The organism is Roseateles sp., assembly GCF_039595595.1.
Taxonomy (GTDB): domain Bacteria; phylum Pseudomonadota; class Gammaproteobacteria; order Burkholderiales; family Burkholderiaceae_C; genus Roseateles.
In genome coordinates, this window is record NZ_JBCNLG010000005.1 from 42,958 (window position 1) to 63,556 (window position 20,599).

Genomic DNA, 20,599 nt, shown 5'->3' on the forward strand with positions numbered 1-20,599 from the left:
CGTGTGCTGAGGGTTATCAGCTGAAGAACTTCGATGCGCTCAGCAGCGTGCGGTAAATGCCCCAGGCCAGCGGGATGCCGACGGCCAGCCAGGCCAGCACGACCAGCGCCGTCGGCGTCGCCTTGCCGGTGCCAGGGCCGCTGCCCACTTCATTGGCCGCGGCCTTCTCGTGCGCCAGCTGCTTCTCGACCGCCAGTTCGGCGTCGGTCATGAAGTGCTTGTCGGCGACCGGGCGGATGGCCAGGTTGGCGATCAGGCCGATGACCAGCATGCCCACCAGGATGTACATGGTCTGGTTGTAGACCTGCTCGCGCGGAATGCCCAGACCCAGCTGATAGTCGCGCATGTAGTTCACGACGATCGGGCCCAGGATGCCGGCGGTGGCCCAGGCGGTCAGCAGACGGCCGTGGATCGCGCCCACCATCTGCGTGCCGAAGAGGTCGCCCAGGTAGGCCGGCACGGTGGCGAAGCCGCCGCCATACATCGACAGGATCACGCAGACCGCGGCCACGAAGGCCAGCTTGTGACCGGCGGCGGCGCTGCTCGGCAGCGAGGCGTACAGCAGCCCGCCCAGCACGAAGAACACGGTGTAGGTCAGCTTGCGGCCCAGCTTGTCCGACAGCGAGGCCCACACGAAGCGGCCGCCGATGTTGAACAGGCTCAGCAGCGCGGTGAAGCCGCCGGCGATCGCCGCGATCGCAGCCAGCTGGGTCTTGTCCAGTTCACTGAACTTGGCCGACACGCCGATCAGCGAGCCGCCGAAGATCTCCTGCAGCATCGGGCTGGCCATGCCGATCACGCCGATGCCGGCCGACACATTCATGCACAGCACGATCCACACCAGCCAGAACTGCGGGATGCCCCAGACCTTCTTCACGTGCACGTGGCGCTGCGTGATCATGGTGTTGGCCGCCTGCGCGACCGGCGGGGTCCAGCCTTCCGGCTTCCAGCCGGTGGGCGGCACGCGGTAGCCCAGCGCGCCCGCGACCATGAACACGAAGTAGATCAGCGCCATCACGACGAAGGTCTGCATCACGCCCGGGTCGGTCGGGGTGGCGAAGCGCTTCATCAGCTCCACCGCCAGCGGCGAACCGATCATCGCGCCGCCGCCGAAGCCCATGATGGCCATGCCGGTGGCCATGCCGCGGCGGTCCGGGAACCACTTGATCAGCGTCGACACCGGCGAGATGTAGCCCAGCCCCAGGCCGATGCCGCCGATCACGCCCGAGCCCAGGATCATCATCCAGAACTGGTGGGTGTGGATGCCGATCGCGGAGATCAGCATGCCGCCGCACCAGCACACGGCCGACACCAGGCCCGCCTTGCGCGGACCGGCGCGCTCCAGCCAGCCGCCCCAGATCGCGGCGGCGCAGCCCAGGAACACGAAGAACAGCGTGTACATCCACCCCAGCGTCGCGACGCTCCAGTCGCAATCGGTGGCGAACAGCTGGGCGAAGAAACCCACGTCCTTGCCGCACGCGGCGCCCGCGCCGGCGGTCTGCAGCATCTTGGACAGCGGCAGCCAGAACACCGAGAAGCCGTAGGCCATCCCGATGCACAGGTGAATGGCCAGCGCGCTCGGCGGCACGAGCCAGCGGTTGAAACCAGGAGCGGCGATGGTGCGCTCCTTGTCCAGCCAGCTCGAGCCGGCGGATCCGACGCTCGGGTCGGTCAGCACAGTAGACATGGGTCCTCCTCAAACAATGATTGGCGGCCGCGACGCGGCCCGCTGATGGGCGACCCGGCCGGAAACCCCTCCCCGGCACCCTGATCGGCCGCGTCCCGTGTTCCGATGACCCCATTCACGTGGCAGTTGGGGAGCGGTTAGGACACGCTCACTCGTTACGCGGTGAAATATCCAGCTCAGAACGCTTGCGGCGGGCGCGATATTGACGCATGTCATTGACATTCACTGACAACCCCACATAGCGAGCGGACATCTATCGCACGAAACCGACAGCCGGTGTCTATCGTGCGCTGGGCGGTACGTGCATTCGGACCGCGTACTTCGGGCGATGTTCGCGCGCAATCAGGGGCGCACCGGAGAGCCCGGGAGGGACTTTCCCGCAGCAAGGAAGCAGGGGCGGGCTTGGCATTTGCCCCATGGAAGCCGCGGATGTATCGCGGTGAAACCTGCCGTTTGTCCTACAGAAGTACGCGACGTCGACCCACGGAAGCCCTCCCCGCCACGGTCCACAGTAGGTCCTAACCGATCTCACCGATCGGCCCCTCAAGCCCAAAGGAGAGACTGAATGAACGTGACCAAGCCCCTCGTGACCGGTGCTGTTGCCCTGACCGCTTTCGCCAGCGTGCTGGGCCTGGCGTATGCGCAGGTGGAGAACTCGACCGAGTCCACCCAGCCGCAGACGCAGGAACAGCAATACCCCGCGACGCAGACCGATCCGGCCCAGCAGGCCGCTCCGGCCGAGCAGAGCATGACGCCGGCGGACCAATCGCAGCAGCAGTCGACGGATCCGCAATCGCAATCGCAGACCCAGTCCCAGCAGACGCAGCCGGAAGCCCAGTCGCAGCAGGCCCAGCCCCAGTCCTCGGACCAGTGGCAGAGCCAGCAAAGCCAGCAGTCGCAGCTGCCCAGCGAGCCGACCAGCGCCGGCACGCCTGCTCCGCGCGCTGACCGCAACTGAGCGATGACGCACGCACGCCGCCACGCCCGGTGACCTGACCTCTCCTGAAAGCCCACCATGCTGCGCGCCTCCAGCGGCTATTTCTCCGGCGATCCTCCTCCGCCGAAGCCGATGCCGTCGTGGATGTCGGAGCCCGTGCGGGAACGCGCGGGGTGGGCGGTCCAAGGTCTGGCCCTGGGCCTGGCTGGCGCGCTGCTGGCGTGGCCGGCGGCGACCTTCGTCATGAAGCAGTTGCGGCCGGCGCCGCCGGTCGTGGCGAAACATGTGTCCCCTTCTCCGGTCCAACCGGTCGCCCAAGCCCCCGCGCCAGTGCCGCGGTCCGGCAAGGCCGATTTCGGGAAGGCCAAGATTTCCAAGCAGGCCCGCCAGCTCGCGCAGTGGGTGATGGCGGGCTGGGATCACAACGGGCGTCCGTTCGCGATCCTCGACAAGCGCCAGGCGCAGGTCCTGATGTTCAGCCCCGACGGCAAGCTGCAGGCGACCACGCCGGTGCTGCTGGGCTACGCGGCCGGTGACGACAGCGTTGCGGGCATCGGCCTGCGGCCGATCGCGCAGGTGCGCCCGTCCGAGCGCACCACCCCGGCCGGACGTTTCGTCGCGCAGCCGGGCAAGAACGCCGGTCATGAGGACGTGCTGTGGGTCGACTACGACGCCGCCGTCTCGATGCACCGCGTGCGCGCGACCAATCCGGCGGAGCACCGGCTGGAGCGCCTCGCGTCGCCGACGCCCAAGGACAACCGCATCAGCTACGGCTGCATCAACATGCCTGTGAAGTTCTTCGAACAGACCCTGTGGCCGACCTTCGGCAAGCGCGGCGGCATCGTCTACGTGCTGCCTGAGAAGAAGTCGCTGGAGCAGGTCTTCGCCGACCAGATGCGCCGCGCCCAGGCCGGCCCGACCACCTGACGCGCGGTTCATGACCGCGCCCCGCTGCTCCCGGCACGCCCTCGCCGCCGCGATCGCCCTCGCGCTCGGCGCGGGGCTCGTACCGTCCGCCCATGCCCAGGTCAGCCGCGCGACCGTGCGCGGCCTCGTCACCGCGCCGGCGGGCACGCAGGCGGGCGGCCTCACGGTCACCGCGACCAACACCGCCACCGGCGCGCGCTATCGCACTGCGACGCGAGCCGATGGCCGCTATGCGCTGGTCGGCATCGCGCCGGGGGACTACCTGGTGCGCGTGCTCGGCGCCGACGGCGCGCCGATCAAGACCGAGCGCATCACGCTGTCCGTCGGCGAGAGCGCCGCGCTCGACCTCTCGGCCGCCCCTTCGACCGCCGGCGATCCGGTGCAGTTGAGCCGCGTGACCGTCGAAGGCACCTCGATCCGCCAGGGGGTGAAGGACTCGCAGGTGGGCACGGTGGTGTCGCAGCGGATGATCGAGGCGCTGCCGCAGAACACCCGCAACTTCCTGAGCGCCGCGGACCTCGCGCCCGGCGTGGCCTTCTCCAGCGATGCCAGCGGGCTGAGCCGCGTGCAGTCGGGTGCGCAGGACTTCGACCACCTGAACGTGTTCATCGATGGCGTGGGCCAGAAGAACAACATCCTGCGCGGCGGGCTGAGCGGGCAGGACAACTCGCGCGGCAATCCGTTCCCGCAGTCGGCGATCTCCGAATACAAGGTGCTGACGCAGAACTACAAGGCCGAGTTCGATCAGGTCAGCAGCGCGGCGATCACGGCGGTGACGAAGTCCGGCAGCAATGAATTCCACGGCGAGGTCTATGCCGACCGCACGGGCACCAACTGGCGCGCGATGAACCCGCTCGAGAAGGAGCGCGAGGCGCAGGGCGTGCCGCGGCCGTCCTCGCAGAAGTACGAGTACGGCGGCAGCGTCGGCGGGCCGATCGTCAAGGACAAGCTGCATTTCTTCGTCGCGTACGACGGCAAGCGGATCGAGGACTCGCGCCAGATCGCCGGCCAGAACTTCGAGAAGCTGCCGAGTGCCGGCATCGTCCCGGACCTGCTGGCGCGGCGCGGCAGCCAGGTCGATCCGTTCCACGAGGACCTGCTGTTCGGCAAGCTCGACGCGCAGCTCAACGACGAGCACAAGCTGACGCTGAGCGCGCGGCTGCGGCGCGAGACCGACCGCATCGCCGAGGACCGCAACCTCTCGCTGCCGGGCAACGACAAGCAGCGCCGCAACGACGAGACGCGCGTCGATCTGAAGCACGAGTGGTCGCGCGGCGACTGGCTCAGCGAAGCGCGCATCGGCTACGAGGACTACGTGTGGAATCCGCGTTCGGCGGCGAATGCGCCGCTGATCCGCTACAAGGTCTCGACCTCGACGCCGCAGGCGCTGACGGCCTCGCAGGACGTGATCCTGGACGGCGGCTCGCCGGACGCGCAGCGACGGCAGCAGCGCGGCGCCTTCCTGTCCGAGGAACTGACCTTCACCGGCGCGGATGGCCATGTGATCAAGGGCGGCGTCAAGCTCAAGGACATGCGCTACGACCTGAGCGGCACGGCCAACTCGGTCGATCGCGTCGAGGTGCTGATCGACACCGTCACCGGCCTGCCCTACTGGGACGGCACGAACTGCACGGGCACGACCGTCTCCAACAACGGCACCAGCAGCGACCAGTGCAAGATCACGCGCGCCGAGGCGCCGGCGGTGGCGAATTTCAAGAACCGGCAATGGGGCCTGTATCTGCAGGACGACTGGAGCGTCACCGACAAGCTGGAGCTCAACCTCGGCGTCCGCTGGGACTACGAGGACAACATGCTGAACAACCGCTACGCGACGCCGGCCGACCGCGTGGCCGCGCTGCTGGCGCCGGACGTCACGCGCTACGGCGTCGCGCCGGCGGCCGGGCAGACCTACGCGCAGTCGCTCGCCAAGGGCGGCATCGACGTCTCGCAGTACATCAGCGACGGCCACTCGCGTCAGGCGTTCAAGAACGCCTTCGCGCCGCGGCTGGGGTTTTCCTACGATGTCTTCGGCGATCGCAAGTCGGTGGTCTTCGGCGGCTATGGCCGCAGCTATGACCGCACGATGGCGAATCACGCGCTCGACGAGCTGCAGAAGAACCAGGCGCCCGGCGGCGAGATCTGGCTGATCCGCAACGACCTCAAGATGCCCTACGCGGACCAGTTCAGCCTCGGGCTGCGGCAGGCGCTGACGCCGAGCTGGAACGGCGAGATCGCGATCAGCCGCGTCGAAGCGAAGAACCAGTTCGTCTGGTTCAGCGGCAACCGCGATCCCAATGGCGGCTTCGCGCAGCAGTCGGCGATCGATCCGCTCTGGGGCGGGCCGGATCGCTACGGGCAACTGGTGCTGGGCGATTCGATCGGCAGGACGCGGACCGATTCGGTGTTCGTGAAGGCGGACAAGCCCTACACCGAGGCTTCGGGCTGGACCGCGACGCTGGCCTACACCTACAGCGACGCGAAGACGACGAATCTCCAGTGGAGCAACGACACCTTCGACTGGACGTATGGGCGCAGCGGCCGTGGCTGGAATCCGAGCACGCTGGTGGACCGGCACCGGCTGGTGGGCGCGTTCATGACGGACAAGCTGCTGCCGTGGGGGCTGACGTTCTCGGCCAAGGGGACTTATGCGAGCGGTTTCCCGAGGCGCTTGACCAACTGCGTCGGCGGCACGCCGCAATGCTTCCTGCAGGAAGGGGATGCGCCGAGCTTCCGTCAAGTCGACATCAGCATCGGCAAGCGCTTCAAGATGGGCATCCATCAGGTCGCGCTGCGGCTGGACGTGCTGAATGTGTTCGGCGTCGACAACTACAACGGCTTCGACGACTGGATCGGCACCGCGCCGGCGGCCGGCCAGCCGGCGAACCGGCTCGGCGGCGACAACCTCAATCTGGACAAGCCCAACAACGCCCGCGGCGACAACCGCGCGCTGCGGGTGGTGATGAACTACAAGTTCTGAGGGACGGTGCCCGCGTTACGTGCCCTTGACGTCAATGTCTCATTCAGCTGAAAGACCCTCTCGCTGAGACTCTCCGACAGATCGATCAGAACTTGGTTCTGCGACGGCCGAGACGGCTGGGGGACTGGACGCTGGTCCTCCAAGTAGAAGTCCATCGCGGTGACTATCGCGTCGGAGGCCATCTGCAGCGCCTCCTCGTAGGTATCGCCACACGTGACTGCTTCAGGAATATCGGGGAAGAGGACCAGGAGGGGTAATGCTCGCGGGAAAGCTCAACAGCATTTCTGACCTCTTTGGCTCGTCGATCCAAGCCTGAAGAGGCTAAACACTTTGAGCATTCGAGCAATGACTCGAATCCGCTCGTGACCTGCTTACTGCGGTGACGAACGGCCAGATCCATCGCGCGACGTATGCTGAGCCGCTTCAAACACCGATCGCCGCCAGCCATGTCCACTGCCCTGCTGATCATCGACCTCCAACGCGTGCTGTGCCAGGGCGACTACGCCTGCCATGACATCGACGCCGTGATCGGCCGCGTCAACGGCTTGATCGCGCGAGCGCGCGAGACGGACACACCGATCATCTTCGTCCAGCACGAGGAAGAGGCCTGGGAGCCGATGCGCCATGGCAGCGAAGGCTGGCAACTCGACGACCGCCTGCATGCGCGGCCTGAGGACCGGCGGGTCTTCAAAACCTCGCCGGACTCGTTCCACAAGACGGACCTGGATGGCGTGCTCAAGGGCCTGGGCGTCGACCACCTGGTGATTTGCGGGGCGCAGAGCGACTTCTGCGTCGACACCACCACGCGCCGCGCGCTGAGCTCAGGCTATGCGGTCACGCTGGTCGAGGACGGCCACACGACGATCGCCAATGGGGATCTGACCGCGCCGCAGATCATCGACCACCACACGCTGATCCTGCGCAACCTCAACAGCTTCGGGCCAGCGATGGCCGCGCAGAAGGCGGCGGAGATCCGCTTCGCGTGATCCGCCGTCGCCGGGCGACGGCCTAACGCCGCAACGCCTTCGCCGCCGCCAGCTCCGACAGCGTCGCATCGCACTGCTCGACGCTGCCGATGCAGTCCAGCCCGCGCGTCTCGACCTCGCTCATCAGGCTCAGCCACGCGTTCAGGCCTTCCAGCGTCACCTTCGTGCGCGAGGTCCGGCTCCAGCCGCGCTCCGCCAGCTGGCCCAGGTAGATCCACGTCTGCCGCCGCGACAGCCCCGACAACTGCCCGATGCTCGCCTGCGACACCGGCAGGGCCAGGCTGTTGCCCAGCGTCCCCGGCCGCGGCGTGCTGCTCAGCGCCGCCGCCAGCGTCGCCAGCACGCTGATCAGCCGTTGGAAGCCGTTCCCGGCCAGCCGCATCGTGATCTGGCCCTGCAGCCGCGACGCCGTCGCCGCGTACAACTCGCCCGTCGCCGCGTCGCGCAGCGGCGCGTGCGGATCCTTCATCCGCGGCAGCGGAATGTGGATCGTCGTCACGTCCACCAGCGCCATCACGTCGTAACGCGCCGCCAGCTTGCCCAGCGGCGAATCCGCCCCGATCACATCCCCCAGCCACAGCGCCGCCACCGCCACGCGCGTGTCCGCCGCAACCTTCGCCGCCAGGTACGCCGCCCCGCCGCTGATCGCGATCCATTCGGCCAGCGGGCTGCCGGCCTCGATGATCTTCTGGCCGCGCCGATACGTCCGGACCTGACCATCGGCCAGCCAGTCGTCGTTCGTCGTCTCCGGCCCGCCGCTGTGCGGCGCTCGCGTCCCTCTCGTGTTCATGCTCGTTCTGGATGAAGTCCGCCGGACAAGGCTCCGCCCTCCGCGCGACGCACGGAAGTTCGCAAGGCCTGACGGCGAATCGTGGGTTTATAGAAGCGGACCGCCCGCCCCGATCGGTCGATAAGGGCCGTGGCGCCGGTCCGGTTTGCGCATTGACCGCGCGGCGATCACCAGATCGACAGGCTCCTCGCCAGCACGCGCTGCAACCAGCTGCGCGACGAGGCCTCCGATACATCCCCCTGCGCGACGCTCTCCAGGCTCGCGTTCACCACGTCTCGCGACGCCACGACATTCCCGGGGCGGATGTCGCGCGGATTGACGATCCCCGAGAACCGCAGCGTGTTCACGCCCTGGTTCAGGCCCACGTTGCGCTCCCCCGCCACCAGCAGATTGCCGTTGGGAAGCACATTGATGACGCTCACCGCCACCTGCGTGACGAAGCTGTTGTCCGTCTCCGTCGTGCCGCTGCCCTTGAACGAGTCGCTGCCCGACGCCGTCGCGTCCACGTTGAGCAGCCGCTCCACCGCGCCGACGTTGCTCTTGCCGCCCGGCCCATGCACCGCGAGCTTGTTGTCGCGCGCCGTGTCGGTCTTCTGCTTCTGGCTCGCCTTCAAGGTCTCCTGGATGTCGACCTTCAGCGTGTCGCCGATCGCGCTGGGGCGTTTCTCGCCCGAGAACAGCGAGGCCGGCGCCATGCCCGGCTGATAGATCGCGCCGTTGTTGGGCCGCTCGATGTACATCGGCGCCTGCGGCGGCGCGACCAGCATCGGACCCGGCACCGTCGGCGGCGCGCTCGAACAGGCGCCAAGCAGCGCCGCGACGATCGCCGCCCCGCTGGCTCGGACAGCGCCCGGCCAGTGGCGGGCGCACGGATTCGTAGCCATCACATTCCTCCCCTTCAGCTCTGGAAGCCGGTGACCAGCGCCTTCACGACCGGCGCGATCTTGTTGCGCGTCCCGGCCCAGCGGGCCAGGCCGAAGTTCTCGTCGGCGACGTAGCTGCTGCTCGACAACAGCGTGCCGTCGGCACGATGCAGGCTCAGCGACGCGGCGCTGAGATTGGCGCGGTAGTTGCTCGCCATCGGCGGTACGCCCCATTCGATGGTGGCGACGTAGCGCAGCCACACGCCGCATTGCTGCAGCCCGGTGCCGGCCTCGTACACGCGGCTCTCCACGCCCTGACCCTTGAGCTCCGCCTGCAGCGCGGGTACGAAGTCCTCCAGCGGCGCATTGCGGTTGAATTCGATGCACACCTCGCGCACCGGCGCGTCGCCGTGATGCACGGTGTTGCTCGCCTTGGCCGGCGCGCTCGTGGCCAGCGCCGTCGAGGTCGCGGTCCCCGCGCCCTTCACCAGTTCCCACGCGGGGATCGGGCTCAGGACGCTGCAGCCGGCCAGCGGCGCGAGCACAGTGAGGATCAGGACCAGAGGCGCGCGCATCGCCAGTCCCTCACACCAGTTCGTCGAGCACGGCGCCGCCGCCCAGCGCGGCCATCACGCCGTAGCCGACGACGTTGCCGACCACATGGCCGACCGCGCCGGCGGCGTCGCCGACGACCTCGGTGACGGTGCCCGCCACCGTGCCGACCGCACCCGCCGCGTCGCCGGCCAGCGCCTGCAATCCCTTGGCGCTGATCGTGGCCGTCACGCCGAGCACCGGTCCGAGCGTCAGCCCGGGCGCTCCGCCGCGCGAGGCGCCGGACGACGACAGGCTGACCGCGGCGGCGCGGCCGCCTTCATGCGCCCCGTCGGAGGAGGTTGCGAGACTGGCCAGGCCGGAGAGGAAGGGCACGCTGCTCAAGGCGGACTCCCGGTCAGGCGCGGGCGGCCAGGGAGGCCGTGTCCAGCGACAGCGTGGACGGCGTGAGCGCGGCGGCGCTCACCGCGGCCGGCGTGGCCATCGGCGCCGTCGCCGCGGAGGCCGGCGCACCGGCCTTCGCGTCGTTCAGCATCCTGGAGAAATCGGGCGGACCATTCCTGGCGCCGTTGGCGCCGTTGGCGCCTTTGGCGGCGCTGGCAGGCGCCGGGGCGCCGGCGTGGGTGGCCGGCGACGGAGAAGCGGAGGACTTGACGTGCATGGCGAAGCGCTCTCGTTCGTTGGGGTGAACGGATTCTTCGCCGCGAGGGGGACGCCGCATGCCGCGATGAACGCGACGAAGCCGGCGGTCGTCAGGAACTCGGTGTCGTGCATCACCGAGCGGAAAGACTGGGCGGTGCAGGCACCGCAATTCCGATTCAAGTTGGCGCAGCCGCGGCCGGGCGGGCTCCGCCCGGGGCGCTCAGCGCGCGGCCGGATGGCCCTGACGGGCCATGGCTTCCGTCCACTCGTCCCAGGTCGACTCGGTGACCTCCAGACCCTCCAGCGCGGGCGGCTCCTCGATGGGCCAGCCCGAGGGGCTGAACGGGATGCGCCGCTGCAGCAGCACCTCGGTCTGGTGCAGGATGTGCTGCATCACCGAGTGGAAGGGATGACCGGGTTCTCCGGCCGGGGTCGCGAATCGTTGTCGCATGAGCCTCTCCTGACGAACCCCCACTATCGGCGGGGGCCGTTGCAAGTGCCATCCCACCATAGGGTGGACCCGGGGGGATGCCAGGGGGGATCAGGACGAAAGGCGCCGAGCAGCAGCCGAGCGGTCGCCCCCCGTCAGATCACCTGACGCAGCAGCGCGTACAGCGCGATCGCGCCGCTGCCCACGGCACAGGCGGTCTTCACCGAACGATTGGCGACGAAAGCGCCGATCAGGCTGCAGACCAGGATGGCGGCAAGGAGATAGTTGGTTTTCATGGGCCGCGATTGTGGCGGCCCCCTGGCGGGTGTCCGGCGAACTCCGCGGCGCGGATCAGACAGTCGCCGGCGCGGGGCGGTTGATCTCCACGGTGACGTGAACAAGTTCCTCGTGGATCGAGAGCAGCCGGCGGACCTCGTCGGGCCGCGCCTCGGGGTTGTCCGTGACCAGCGAGACGATGCACGCGTACTGCGCCCTGCCGACGCGCCACACATGCAGGTCGGCGATCGCCACCGGCCACGGCGCGGCGGCCATGGCCTCGCGGATCTCCTGGACGACCGGCGCGTCCATCTCGGCGTCCAGCAGCACGCGGCCGGTGTCGCGCAGCAGACCCCGCGCCCACACCACCACCAGCACCGCGCCGGCGATGCCCATGACCGGATCCAGCCAGTCCGCGCCCCACAGCCGCCCGCCAAGCAGCGCGACGATCGCCAGCACCGACGTCGCCGCGTCGGCCAGCACATGCAGATAGGCGGCGCGGAGATTCAGATCGTGGTGGCCGTCGCCATGAACGTCGCCATGTCCGCCGCCGTGGTCATGGGAGCGATCGTGGCCGTGGACATGTCCATGGTCATGACCGTGGTGATGGCCGTGATGCGGCTCCCCGCGCAGCAGCCAGGCGCAGGCGAGGTTCACCAGCAGGCCGAGCGCCGCCACCGCGATGGCCTGGTCGTAGTGGATGGGTGTCGGCGCGATCAGCCGCTCGACCGACTGCCACAACATCAGGCCCGCGACACCGACCAGCAGCAGCGCGCTGCTGAAGCCGCCAAGCACCTCGATCTTCCAGGTGCCGAAGGCGAAGCGGCCATCCTTCGCCCAGCGCCGCGCGGCCGCATAGGCCAGCAGCGACACGCCCAGCGCCACCGCGTGCGAGCTCATGTGCCAGCCATCGGCCAGCAGTGCCATGGAATTGAAGACGTAACCGCCGGCGATCTCCGCGGCCATCATCGCCACCGTCAGCAGCACCGCCCAGCGGGTGTTGCGGGCGGCGAGCGGATTGCCCTCGTCGAAGACATGGGTGTGCTGCCAGGGCGCAGCGGAGAGCGAAGAGGACATGACGGGAAGCGCGAAAAAAAGGCGGCATGAGGATACCGCCGCCACGGCATGGCGCGCCCCGCCGCCGCGCCGTACACCCTCCAGCCACCACGGTAGACTCCGCCGCACGGTCAATGGAACATGGGATCTCAGGGTGGACATGGAGGAGCGACAGCCCTTGCGGGTGGTGGTGCTCGGTGGCTCGGCGGGCAGCATCGATGCGCTCGGGACCGTCCTCGGTGCGCTACCGAACACGCCGGGATTCGCCGTCCTGGTGATCACCCACCTCGATCCCACCGAGGAAACCCGCCTCCCCGAGGTGCTGCAGGACCGCACCACGCTGCCGGTCGAGCGGCTCGAGCACCTCGTCAAGATCCAGGAGAACCGCGTCTACGTGATGCCGGAGAACGCCGGCGTCATCGCGCTGGACGGCCATTTCCGGCTGACGCGCCGCCAGCCCGGGCTGCATCTGCCGATCGACGCCTGTCTGGCGTCGATGGCGCAGGACCCGGATGTCGACGCGGCCGTCGTGATCCTGTCGGGGACCGGCCAGGACGGCGCGGCCGGGCTGGTCGACCTGAAGGCGTCCGGCGGACTGGCGATCGCGCAGGCCCCGGCCACCGCCGCCCATGACGGCATGCCGGTGGCGGCCATCGACACCGGTCTGATCGACGAAGTCCTCCCGCCCGCCGAGATCGCCCAGGCGCTGGTGCGCCGCTTCGGCCGGCCGCATGGCGAGCAGGGGATCCCCGGCTCCGCCAGCGCGGCCCAGGACGTGGACGCGCTCGAGACCGCGCTGGCGATCGTGCAGCAGAAGGCTGGCGTGAACCTGGGCTACGTCAAGGACGTCAACCTGCGGCGCCGCTTCCTGCGCCGCGTGCTGCTGCAGAAGGACCGCGACGTCGCCGCCTATCTCCAGTTCCTGCGCTCCGATCCCCACGAAGCCGCCGCGCTGCGCGACGACGTGCTGATCGGCGTGACCGCGTTCTTCCGCGACGCGGAGTTCGTCAACGTGCTGCGCCAGGTGGTGCTGCCCAAGCTGCTGGCGCTGCGCCACGACCCGATCCGGATCTGGGTGCCGGCCTGCTCGACCGGCGAGGAGGTCTACACCATCGCGATGCTGCTCAAGGAGGCGATGCACGCCGAGGGCATCGACCGCCGCGTGCAGATCTTCGGCACCGACATCAACGAGGCCGCGATCGAGACCGCCCGCGCCGGCCGCTACAGCGCCGCCGCGCTGGAGAACGTGCCGCAGGCCTTTCGCGACTCGGCCTTCCTGCCGAGCTCGGGCGCCTACCTGGTCGCCAAGGACCTGCGCGAGATGTGCGTGTTCGCGCGGCACAACCTGCTGACGCACGCGCCGTTCTCCGGCATGGGCCTGATCAGTTGCCGCAACATGCTGATCTACCTGCGCAAGGAAGCGCAGCAGCATGTCTTCGAAGTGCTGCACTACGCCTGCCGCAACGATGGCTTCATGCTGCTGGGCCGCGCCGAGGCGGCCTCGGCGGCCGATGGCTTCGAGCACGCCGGCGCCCCCCACCTGTACCGCAAGCTGCCCAACGCGCGCCGCCAGCGGCCGCTGTTCCCGATCGACGCGCTGCGCCCCTGGGCCAGCGACAGCGACACGCCGCGCGCGACGCAGCCGCCGCCGCCCGACCTGGTCAGCGAGGCCGCCAACCGCGTGGCGCTCGCGCGCTACGTGCCGCCGGGCTTCGTCGTCAACGAGAACGGCGACGTCGTGCAGTTCCGCGGCGACGTCGCCGCCTTCATCGCGCCGGCCAGCGGCGAGGCCACGCTGGCGCTCCCGCGGCTGCTGCATGCCGAGCTCAACGTGCCGGTGCGCACCGCGCTGATCGAGGCCAAGCGCACCGCGCAGCCGGTGCGCCGCGAGCGCGTGGCCTTCAACGAGCGCCGCTACGCGCTCGAGGTCCTGCCGCTGGAGACGGGCGAGGCGCTGCAGCACTTCCTGGTGACCCTGTCGGCGCAGCCGGACGAAGCCGCCGAGGCGGCCGCCGCGCTGTCCACGCCGCCGTTCGCACCGGGCGGCGCCCGTGCGCGGGTCGACGAACTCGAACGCACCGTCACGACGCTGTCCGACGAGCTCGAAGCCACGCAGGCGCAGCTGCGCACGCTGGTCATCGAATTCGAATCGGCCAACGAGGAGCTGCGCACCGCCAACGAGGAGATGCTCAGCACCAACGAGGAACTGCAGAGCGCGAACGAGGAGTTGCAGAGCGCGAAGCAGGAACTCGAGTCCGCCAACCAGGAGTTGATCTCGCTGAACGAGGAGCTCAAGTCGCGCAACGACGAGTTGGACCTGGCCAACGACGACCTGAGCAACCTGGTGGAGGGCATCCCGCTGCCGGTGGTGCTGCTCGATCGCCAGATGCGGCTGCGTCACGCGTCGCCGCAGGCGGCGCCGCTGTTCGGGCTGACGCCGGAGACCCTGGGGCAGGTGATCGGGCAGCCGGTGGGCCAGGTCGGCGCGCGTTTCGCGATCGGGCATCTGGAGCAACTGGTGCAGGCGGCGGTGCAAGGGCTGTCCGCCGTCGAGCATGAACACCAGGACAGCGAAGGCCGCTGGTGGCTGATCAACGTGCGGGCCTACCGCACCGCCGACGACCGCATCGACGGCGCGGTGATCGCCTTCCAGGACATCCATGCGCTGCGCGGCGCGCTGGAATCGGCGCAGCACGCGCGCGACGACGCGCAACGCGCCAACACCGCCAAGGACGACTTCCTCGGCATGGTGTCGCATGAGCTGCGCGCGCCGCTGAACGTGATCTCGGGCTGGGCCTCGGTGCTGAGGCAGGCGCAGGAACGCCACGCGCTCGGCGAAGCCACCGCCACGCGCGCGATCTCGACGATCCTGAAGCACTGCCAGGCGCAGGCCCAGTTGATCGACGACCTGCTGGACGTGTCGCGCATCGCGTCCGGCCACCTGGCGCTGGAGCCGCGGCCGCTGGACCTGTCGGCCTGCGTGCGCGCCGTGGTCGAGAGCCTGCAGCCGACCGCCGAGGCCAGGGGCCTGGCGCTGACCGGCACCGGGCTGCAGCAGCCGCATCGCATCCAGGGCGACGCGCGCCGGGTGCAGCAGATCGTCTCCAACCTGATCGGCAACGCGCTGAAGTTCACGCCGCGCGGGGGCCGGGTGTCGGTGTCGCTGAGCCGCATCGGACCGACCGTGGAACTGGCCGTGGTCGACACCGGCATCGGTGTCGCGCTGGAGATGCTGCCGCGGCTGTTCGACCGCTTCACGCAGGCCGACATCACCCGCACGCGCGAGTACGGCGGCCTCGGACTGGGCCTGTCCATCGTGCGCCATCTCGTGCTGGCCCATGGCGGCACCGTGACCGCGCACAGCGAGGGCGAGGGGCGCGGCACGCGGCTGACGGTGCGCTTCCCGGCGGTGGAACTGGTCTCGGACGCGCCGGAATCGCCGCCGCGCGAAAGCACCGGCTTGACCCTGGACGGCCTGCGCGTGCTGCTGGTCGACGACGACACCCATGCGCTCGAGGCGCTGGGCGAGCTGCTGGAACTGGCGGGTGCGCAGGTGAGGACCGCCGGCTCGGCCGACGAGGGCTGGGCGGCCGCCGTCGACACGGCGCACGAGCCGCCGCAGGCGCTGGTGAGCGATGTGGCGATGCCAGGGGCGGATGGCTATTCGCTGGTCCGGCGGCTGCGCGAGCGCGAGCGCGCGGACGGCGGCGGATCGCGGCTTTACGTGGTCGCGCTGACGGGCCTGGCGACGCTGCAGGACCGCGACGCGGCGATCGCCGCCGGCTTCGACGACCACCTGGCCAAGCCGGTGGACGTCGACCTGCTCATCGAGAAGCTGCTCGCCGCGCGGCCGCGCTGAACGGGGTGCGGCGCGGCGGCCGGCGTGTCAGTCCGCCGCGGCGGCGGCCTGCGCGACCACGGCCGGCACGACGATGCTGCCGCGGCGCGCGCGCTTGATCTCGTACATGCGGGCGTCGGCGAGCTGCAGCGCCTCCTCGGCGCTCACGCGCGACGGATCGAGCGCGACCACGCCGACGCTGGCACCGGCGTACTGCAGCAGATGGCCGTCCAGATCGAAGCGGCCCACGCTGGCGAGCGCGGCGCGCTGCTCCAGCGTGCGGGCCGCCTGAACCGGCTCGCCGCGGTCGATCAACGGCCCCTCCGAAGGCGGCAGGCCGTCCAGGCTCACGCCCGGACCGACGACGACGAACTCGTCGCCGCCCATGCGCGCCAGCATGTCCGAGCCGCGCAGCTCGAGCATCAGGCGATGAGCCATCTCGCGCAGGAACAGATCGCCGCGATGGTGGCCCAGCTGATCATTCACCGACTTGAAACCATCCAGATCGATGCATCCCAGCAGCACGCAATTTCCATCGCGCGAGGCGCGCTGCAGCTGCCGCTGCAATTCGTCGAAGAGCGCGCGGCGGTTGGGCAGCCCGGTCAGCGCGTCGGTCAGGGCATAGGTGGCAAGCTGCTCATTGGCGGCGCGCAGGTCGTCCATCAGGCGCTCGCGCTGCAGGAATTGCGACACCAGCGTCGAAAACAGCCTCAGCAGCGATTCCGCATCCGGCGCGATCGCGCGGCGCTGGGCACTCGCGGCGCACAAGGTGCCGAGCAGCTCGCCGCCGTCATCGCGCACCGGGGTGCTCACATAGGTCTGGATCCCGAGCTGCCGCGCCGCCTCCGAATCGCCCCAGCACGCGCCCACGTCCTCGGTGGCCATGCGCCCCTCGTCGAGCGCACGCTTGCACAGCGTGTCGGACCACGCCACCGTCAGGCCCTCGGGAATCACCATCGTCCCCGCGTTGCGCGCCAGCAGCACATGCTGCTCGCCGGCCCGCAGGTCGATCGTCGTCAGATAGGTGGACTCCAGGCCGGTGACCGCCCCCAGCATCTCCAGCAGCGGACGGGTGAGCTGTTCAAGGTTCCGGGCAGCGGGGACGGTCGAGGTCAGTCGGGCAAGCAGGGCATCCAAGATCGAAACCGGGCAGTAGGAAGATCGGAAGAAGAATTTCGCGATGTTGTCACAACTGAGAACCCACGGCGGACACCGTCCGTCCCGGCACCGCTGCCGTCCGCCGGATCCCCTCGCAGGCAGGACCCGGGCGCCGGATTTGCCGCGCAGGTATCAACGCTTGCGCGACAACCCACGGAGTCCCCTCATGCAACGCGAAGGACAGTACCGCGGCGTCACCTACCGCGTCGACGCCCAACCCGCTCCAGGCGATACCTACATCGGCCACTACCAGTTGCTCGACGCCGGACGCCGACGCAGCGACACCACCGATCACGCCTTCCTCGGGGGAGGATCGGCAGCCAACGATGCGTTCGGGGCCCAGCTCGAGCCGCCCGGGGATGAGCAGGCCCCACAGGCGGGGATCGAAGACGTCGTCCACCCGCCGGTCGGACACGCCTGGGCAACGGAGAACGAAGCCCTCACCTATGCGACCGAGGCAGCCTGCCACGCGATCGAGATCATGCAGCTCGGCCGGCCTCAGGCGCAGGGGCGCGGGAGCGGGTCCAGTTGGCGCAGGACGGATTCGTTGGGGCAGTGAGGGAGACCGCCTCCGACTGCGCAAGGCCAGGCGCGGGCTCTCCACGACGCGAGGGGGCTCCCTCCAGGACCCCCTCGCATCATTCCGGCCCCACCCGCATCCGCTGACCGCGGGCCTTGGCGCGTCTTGGCGGGCCTTGGCGGACGCGGGCGCGCTTGGCGGACTGGCTTGGCGGGCTCCCTTCAGGCTTCGCCCAGGGCGCGGGCGACAAGCTCCACCTGCTCCAGCTGGTGGATGGCGTGCGAGGAAGTAGCACCCGATCCGTTGGCGCGACGTGCGACGCAGCGCAATTGCACTTGGCGCGGCAGCAGGCCGTCCATGTGCTCGCGGATGAAGGTCCATGCGCCCTGCTGGCGATGCTCCTCCTGCACCCACGTGATCTCGACCAGCGCCGGGTAACGCGCCAACAGGGCAACGATCTCGTCCTCCGGGAAGGGGTAGAACTGCTCGATGCGGGCGATCGCCAGGTCCGCCCGCGCGACCGAGTGCCGCCCTCGGTCCAGGTCGTAATAGACCTTGCCGCTGCACAGCAGCAGGCGCTCGACCTGCCGCGGCAGCTTGATGCCGGCATCGTCGATCACCGGCTGGAAGCGGCCGTGCGTCAGATCCTCGATCGCTGCATGCGAGGCCTTCTCCCAATACAGCGTGCCCTTGGGGGACATCACGATCAGCGGCTTGCGCAAGGTGTCGAAAGCCTGCCGCTGCAGCAGATGGAACCACTGCGCCGCCGTCGACGGACAGGCCACGCGCATGTTGTCCTCGCCGCAGAGCTGCAGGAACCGGCTCAGGTAGCCACTCGAATGATCCGGACCGATGCCCTCGTTGCCATGCGGCAGCAGCACCGTCAGCGAGGAGGTGTCACCCCACTTCTCCTCGCCCGAGCTGATGTACTGGTCGACGAAGACCTGCGCCCCATTCACGAAATCCCCGAACTGGGCCTCCCACACGGTCAGCGTCCGCTGGGCACCGACGCTGTAGCCGTACTCGAATCCCAGCACCGCCTCCTCCGACAGCGGCGAGTTGAAGATGTCGAAACGGCCCGCCGGCACGCGCCCGTCCGCGGCCCCACCGCCGCTTTCGCCGCCGTCCTGCGCGATCTGGCGCAGCGGCACGAAGTCCCGCGGCCCGCCGTCGCCGTCCGCGGCCTGCGAGGTCCACACCGCCTGCCGGTGCAGGAAGGTGCCGCGCCGCACGTCCATGCCCGAGATGCGCAGGTTCAGCCCGCCGCGCAGGATGGTGGCGTAGGCGAGGTTCTCGGCGAAGCACCAGTCGGCAGCCAGCGGCGGCTCGTCCAGGCCCGCCATGCGGCGCCAGTGATCCGCGAGGGTGCGCACCATGGCGTGCGGCTCGAAGCCCTCGGGCCAGCGCACCATCGGCTCGACCAGCGCCCGCAGCGCCGCGGCGTCCAGCGGCGGCACTTCGCCGGGGCGGCGCAGCGGGGCCGGCGATTCGTCCTCCTCCGGCATGGCCGGATCGGCGAAGGCCTGGTGCGCCCGCACGCGGCCGTGCGTGACGTGCGAGGCCATGTCGGTGTCCGGCGGAACGACGCCATCGGCGCGCAGCGCGGCCGCGTAGCGGTCGACGATGGTGGGATGGCTCTGCATCAGCGCGTGAATGCGCGGCCGCGTCAGCGCCGGGACGTCGCTCTCCGAATGCCCCAGCCGCCGGTAGCCGATGAGGTCGATGACGATGTCCGAGCCGAAGCGCGCGCGCCACGCCATCGCGATGGCGGCGGCGCGCAGCGCCTGTTCGGGCTCGTCGGCGTTCACGCGCAGCACCGGCGCGTCGACCATGCGCGTGACGTCGGTGCAGTACTGCGCCGGCCAGGCGCTCATGGGGTTGGGCTCGGTGAAGCCGACCTGGTTGTTGATGATCACGTGCACCGTGCCGCCCACGGTGTAGCCCGGCTTGCCGCCCAGCATCAGCGTCTCCATGACGACGCCCTGCCCCGCGAAGGCCGCGTCGCCATGCAGCATCAGCGGCAGCACGAGGCGGCGGCCGTCCTGGTCGGCATGCGCGCGGCTGAGCGCGTCCTGGCAGGCACGCGCCAGGCCGGTGAGGACCGGATGCACGCTCTGCAGGTGCGACGGGTTGTGCGCCAGCGTCAGCGTGACGCGGCCGCGCGGCGTGTCCAGTTCGCGCTCGCCGCCAAGGTGGTAGACGAGGTCGGTGTGCAGCTCGGGATGCGGCGACTTGGGATCGAAGTAGTCCAGCACCCGCGCCGGCGCGAAGCCCATCAGGTTCACCAGCACGTTGACCCGGCCGCGGTGCGGCATGCCCAGGAAGATGCGCCGCACGCCCAGGCCGGCGGCCTCCTCGCACAACGCGTCCAGCAGCGGGATCAGGGTCTCGTTGCCCTGCAGCGAGAAGCGCTTGGCATGCGGGAAGGCCTGCGCGACATGCTCTTCCCAGCCCTGCGCGCGGATCAGCCGCTCGAGCAGCGCCAGGCGCCCCGCCGCGCCACCGGCGCCCGGGGGCGCGGCCTCCATCTCGTGGAAGAGCCACTCGCGCCGCGCGGCATCGCGCACGGCGCTGGCGTCAAGCGCGAGTCCGCCGCAGTAGATCGATTTCAGCGCGCGATCCAGGTCGGCGACGGTGCGCGCGCTCCACAGCGGCGTGCCCGCCGGCGAGAGCCAGTCGCCCGGCTGCAGGCCGAAGCGCTGCGGGTCGAGCAGCGTCGGATCGGCCGGCCGCGAGACGCCCAGCGGATCGAGCCGCGCGCAGCGGTGGCCGTCACGGCGGTGCGCCTCGATGAAGGCGAGCACCTCCGGCCGCCAGCGGGCGCTGCCGTCGCCGGCGGCCGCCGGGGCGCCCGCGCGGGCGGATGACGAAGGGGATGAAGGGGAAGGGGTTGATGGGGGCGTCGCGACGCCCGCCTGGATCCTGTCGTTCATGAGGGTCGCTCCCTGGTGAGTCGACGT

Annotated in this window: 18 protein-coding genes; 6 read left to right on the top strand and 12 right to left on the bottom strand. The window is 69.7% G+C overall.

What is annotated here, in order from left to right; genetic code table 11:
* Nucleotides 1-16: 16 nt before the first annotated feature.
* Nucleotides 17-1,687: an OFA family MFS transporter gene (locus tag ABDW61_RS08490; RefSeq protein ID WP_343638013.1), complete on the bottom strand. Its 1,671-nt coding sequence runs from the start codon at nucleotides 1,685-1,687 to the stop codon at nucleotides 17-19.
* Nucleotides 1,688-2,252: 565 nt separating this feature from the next.
* Between ABDW61_RS08490 and ABDW61_RS08495 the strand changes: the two genes are divergently transcribed.
* The 3 genes from ABDW61_RS08495 to ABDW61_RS08505 are packed head-to-tail and all read left to right on the top strand — an operon-like array spanning nucleotide 2,253 to nucleotide 6,528.
* Complete coding sequence (locus tag ABDW61_RS08495; protein WP_343638014.1) at nucleotides 2,253-2,645, top strand: hypothetical protein; 393 nt, start codon at nucleotides 2,253-2,255, stop codon at nucleotides 2,643-2,645.
* A gap of 57 nt (nucleotides 2,646-2,702) precedes the next feature.
* Entirely contained in the window at nucleotides 2,703-3,551 is an 849-nt protein-coding gene (locus ABDW61_RS08500) for a hypothetical protein (RefSeq protein ID WP_343638015.1), read from the top strand.
* A gap of 10 nt (nucleotides 3,552-3,561) precedes the next feature.
* Nucleotides 3,562-6,528: a TonB-dependent receptor gene (locus tag ABDW61_RS08505; protein WP_343638016.1), complete on the top strand. Its 2,967-nt coding sequence runs from the start codon at nucleotides 3,562-3,564 to the stop codon at nucleotides 6,526-6,528.
* On the opposite strand, the gene ABDW61_RS08510 is transcribed toward ABDW61_RS08505, so the two are convergent.
* A complete protein-coding gene (locus ABDW61_RS08510) occupies nucleotides 6,516-6,776 on the bottom strand; it encodes a type II toxin-antitoxin system HicB family antitoxin (protein WP_343638216.1) in 261 nt (86 codons plus the stop codon). The two genes, ABDW61_RS08505 and ABDW61_RS08510, sit on opposite strands and share 13 nt — an antisense overlap.
* 198 nt (nucleotides 6,777-6,974) lie before the next feature.
* On the opposite strand from ABDW61_RS08510, the gene ABDW61_RS08515 reads away from it, so the two are divergent.
* On the top strand, nucleotides 6,975-7,514 hold the full coding sequence (locus ABDW61_RS08515; protein ID WP_343638017.1) for a cysteine hydrolase family protein: 540 nt from the start codon (nucleotides 6,975-6,977) through the stop codon (nucleotides 7,512-7,514).
* Between the two features lie 22 nt (nucleotides 7,515-7,536).
* Here ABDW61_RS08515 and ABDW61_RS08520 read toward each other — a convergent pair whose 3' ends face one another.
* The 8 genes from ABDW61_RS08520 to dmeF all read right to left on the bottom strand — a co-directional run bounded on the left by ABDW61_RS08520 (nucleotide 7,537) and on the right by dmeF (nucleotide 12,144).
* Complete coding sequence (locus ABDW61_RS08520; protein WP_343638018.1) at nucleotides 7,537-8,304, bottom strand: hypothetical protein; 768 nt, start codon at nucleotides 8,302-8,304, stop codon at nucleotides 7,537-7,539.
* A 167-nt stretch (nucleotides 8,305-8,471) separates the two neighbouring features.
* Nucleotides 8,472-9,188, bottom strand: coding sequence for a flagellar basal body L-ring protein FlgH (locus ABDW61_RS08525; protein ID WP_343638019.1), 717 nt, complete (start codon nucleotides 9,186-9,188; stop codon nucleotides 8,472-8,474).
* Nucleotides 9,189-9,202: 14 nt separating this feature from the next.
* Nucleotides 9,203-9,742: a cell division protein FtsI gene (locus tag ABDW61_RS08530; protein ID WP_343638020.1), complete on the bottom strand. Its 540-nt coding sequence runs from the start codon at nucleotides 9,740-9,742 to the stop codon at nucleotides 9,203-9,205.
* A 10-nt stretch (nucleotides 9,743-9,752) separates the two neighbouring features.
* Complete coding sequence (locus ABDW61_RS08535; protein ID WP_343638021.1) at nucleotides 9,753-10,103, bottom strand: hypothetical protein; 351 nt, start codon at nucleotides 10,101-10,103, stop codon at nucleotides 9,753-9,755.
* A gap of 13 nt (nucleotides 10,104-10,116) precedes the next feature.
* The gene (locus ABDW61_RS08540) at nucleotides 10,117-10,380 is read right to left on the bottom strand and encodes a hypothetical protein (protein WP_343638022.1); all 264 of its coding nucleotides are present in this window, start codon (nucleotides 10,378-10,380) and stop codon (nucleotides 10,117-10,119) included.
* A gap of 201 nt (nucleotides 10,381-10,581) precedes the next feature.
* Nucleotides 10,582-10,812 carry a hypothetical protein gene (locus ABDW61_RS08545; protein ID WP_343638023.1) on the bottom strand — a complete coding sequence of 77 codons (231 nt, stop codon included), beginning with the start codon at nucleotides 10,810-10,812 and terminating at the stop codon, nucleotides 10,582-10,584.
* Nucleotides 10,813-10,946: 134 nt separating this feature from the next.
* Nucleotides 10,947-11,087: a hypothetical protein gene (locus ABDW61_RS08550; protein ID WP_343638024.1), complete on the bottom strand. Its 141-nt coding sequence runs from the start codon at nucleotides 11,085-11,087 to the stop codon at nucleotides 10,947-10,949.
* Between the two features lie 55 nt (nucleotides 11,088-11,142).
* A complete protein-coding gene (gene dmeF / locus ABDW61_RS08555; protein WP_343638025.1) occupies nucleotides 11,143-12,144 on the bottom strand; it encodes a CDF family Co(II)/Ni(II) efflux transporter DmeF in 1,002 nt (333 codons plus the stop codon).
* A 139-nt stretch (nucleotides 12,145-12,283) separates the two neighbouring features.
* Between dmeF and ABDW61_RS08560 the strand changes: the two genes are divergently transcribed.
* The gene (locus ABDW61_RS08560) at nucleotides 12,284-15,982 is read left to right on the top strand and encodes a CheR family methyltransferase (RefSeq protein ID WP_343638026.1); all 3,699 of its coding nucleotides are present in this window, start codon (nucleotides 12,284-12,286) and stop codon (nucleotides 15,980-15,982) included.
* A gap of 27 nt (nucleotides 15,983-16,009) precedes the next feature.
* Here the strand turns inward: ABDW61_RS08560 and ABDW61_RS08565 are convergent, their stop codons facing one another.
* Entirely contained in the window at nucleotides 16,010-17,098 is a 1,089-nt protein-coding gene (locus ABDW61_RS08565) for a sensor domain-containing diguanylate cyclase (RefSeq protein WP_343638027.1), read from the bottom strand.
* Between the two features lie 187 nt (nucleotides 17,099-17,285).
* Between ABDW61_RS08565 and ABDW61_RS08570 the strand changes: the two genes are divergently transcribed.
* Nucleotides 17,286-17,678: a hypothetical protein gene (locus ABDW61_RS08570; protein WP_343638028.1), complete on the top strand. Its 393-nt coding sequence runs from the start codon at nucleotides 17,286-17,288 to the stop codon at nucleotides 17,676-17,678.
* 182 nt (nucleotides 17,679-17,860) lie between these two features.
* On the opposite strand, the gene ABDW61_RS08575 is transcribed toward ABDW61_RS08570, so the two are convergent.
* Entirely contained in the window at nucleotides 17,861-20,572 is a 2,712-nt protein-coding gene (locus tag ABDW61_RS08575; RefSeq protein ID WP_343638029.1) for a 2-oxoglutarate dehydrogenase E1 component, read from the bottom strand.
* Between the last annotated feature and the right edge of the window lie 27 nt (nucleotides 20,573-20,599).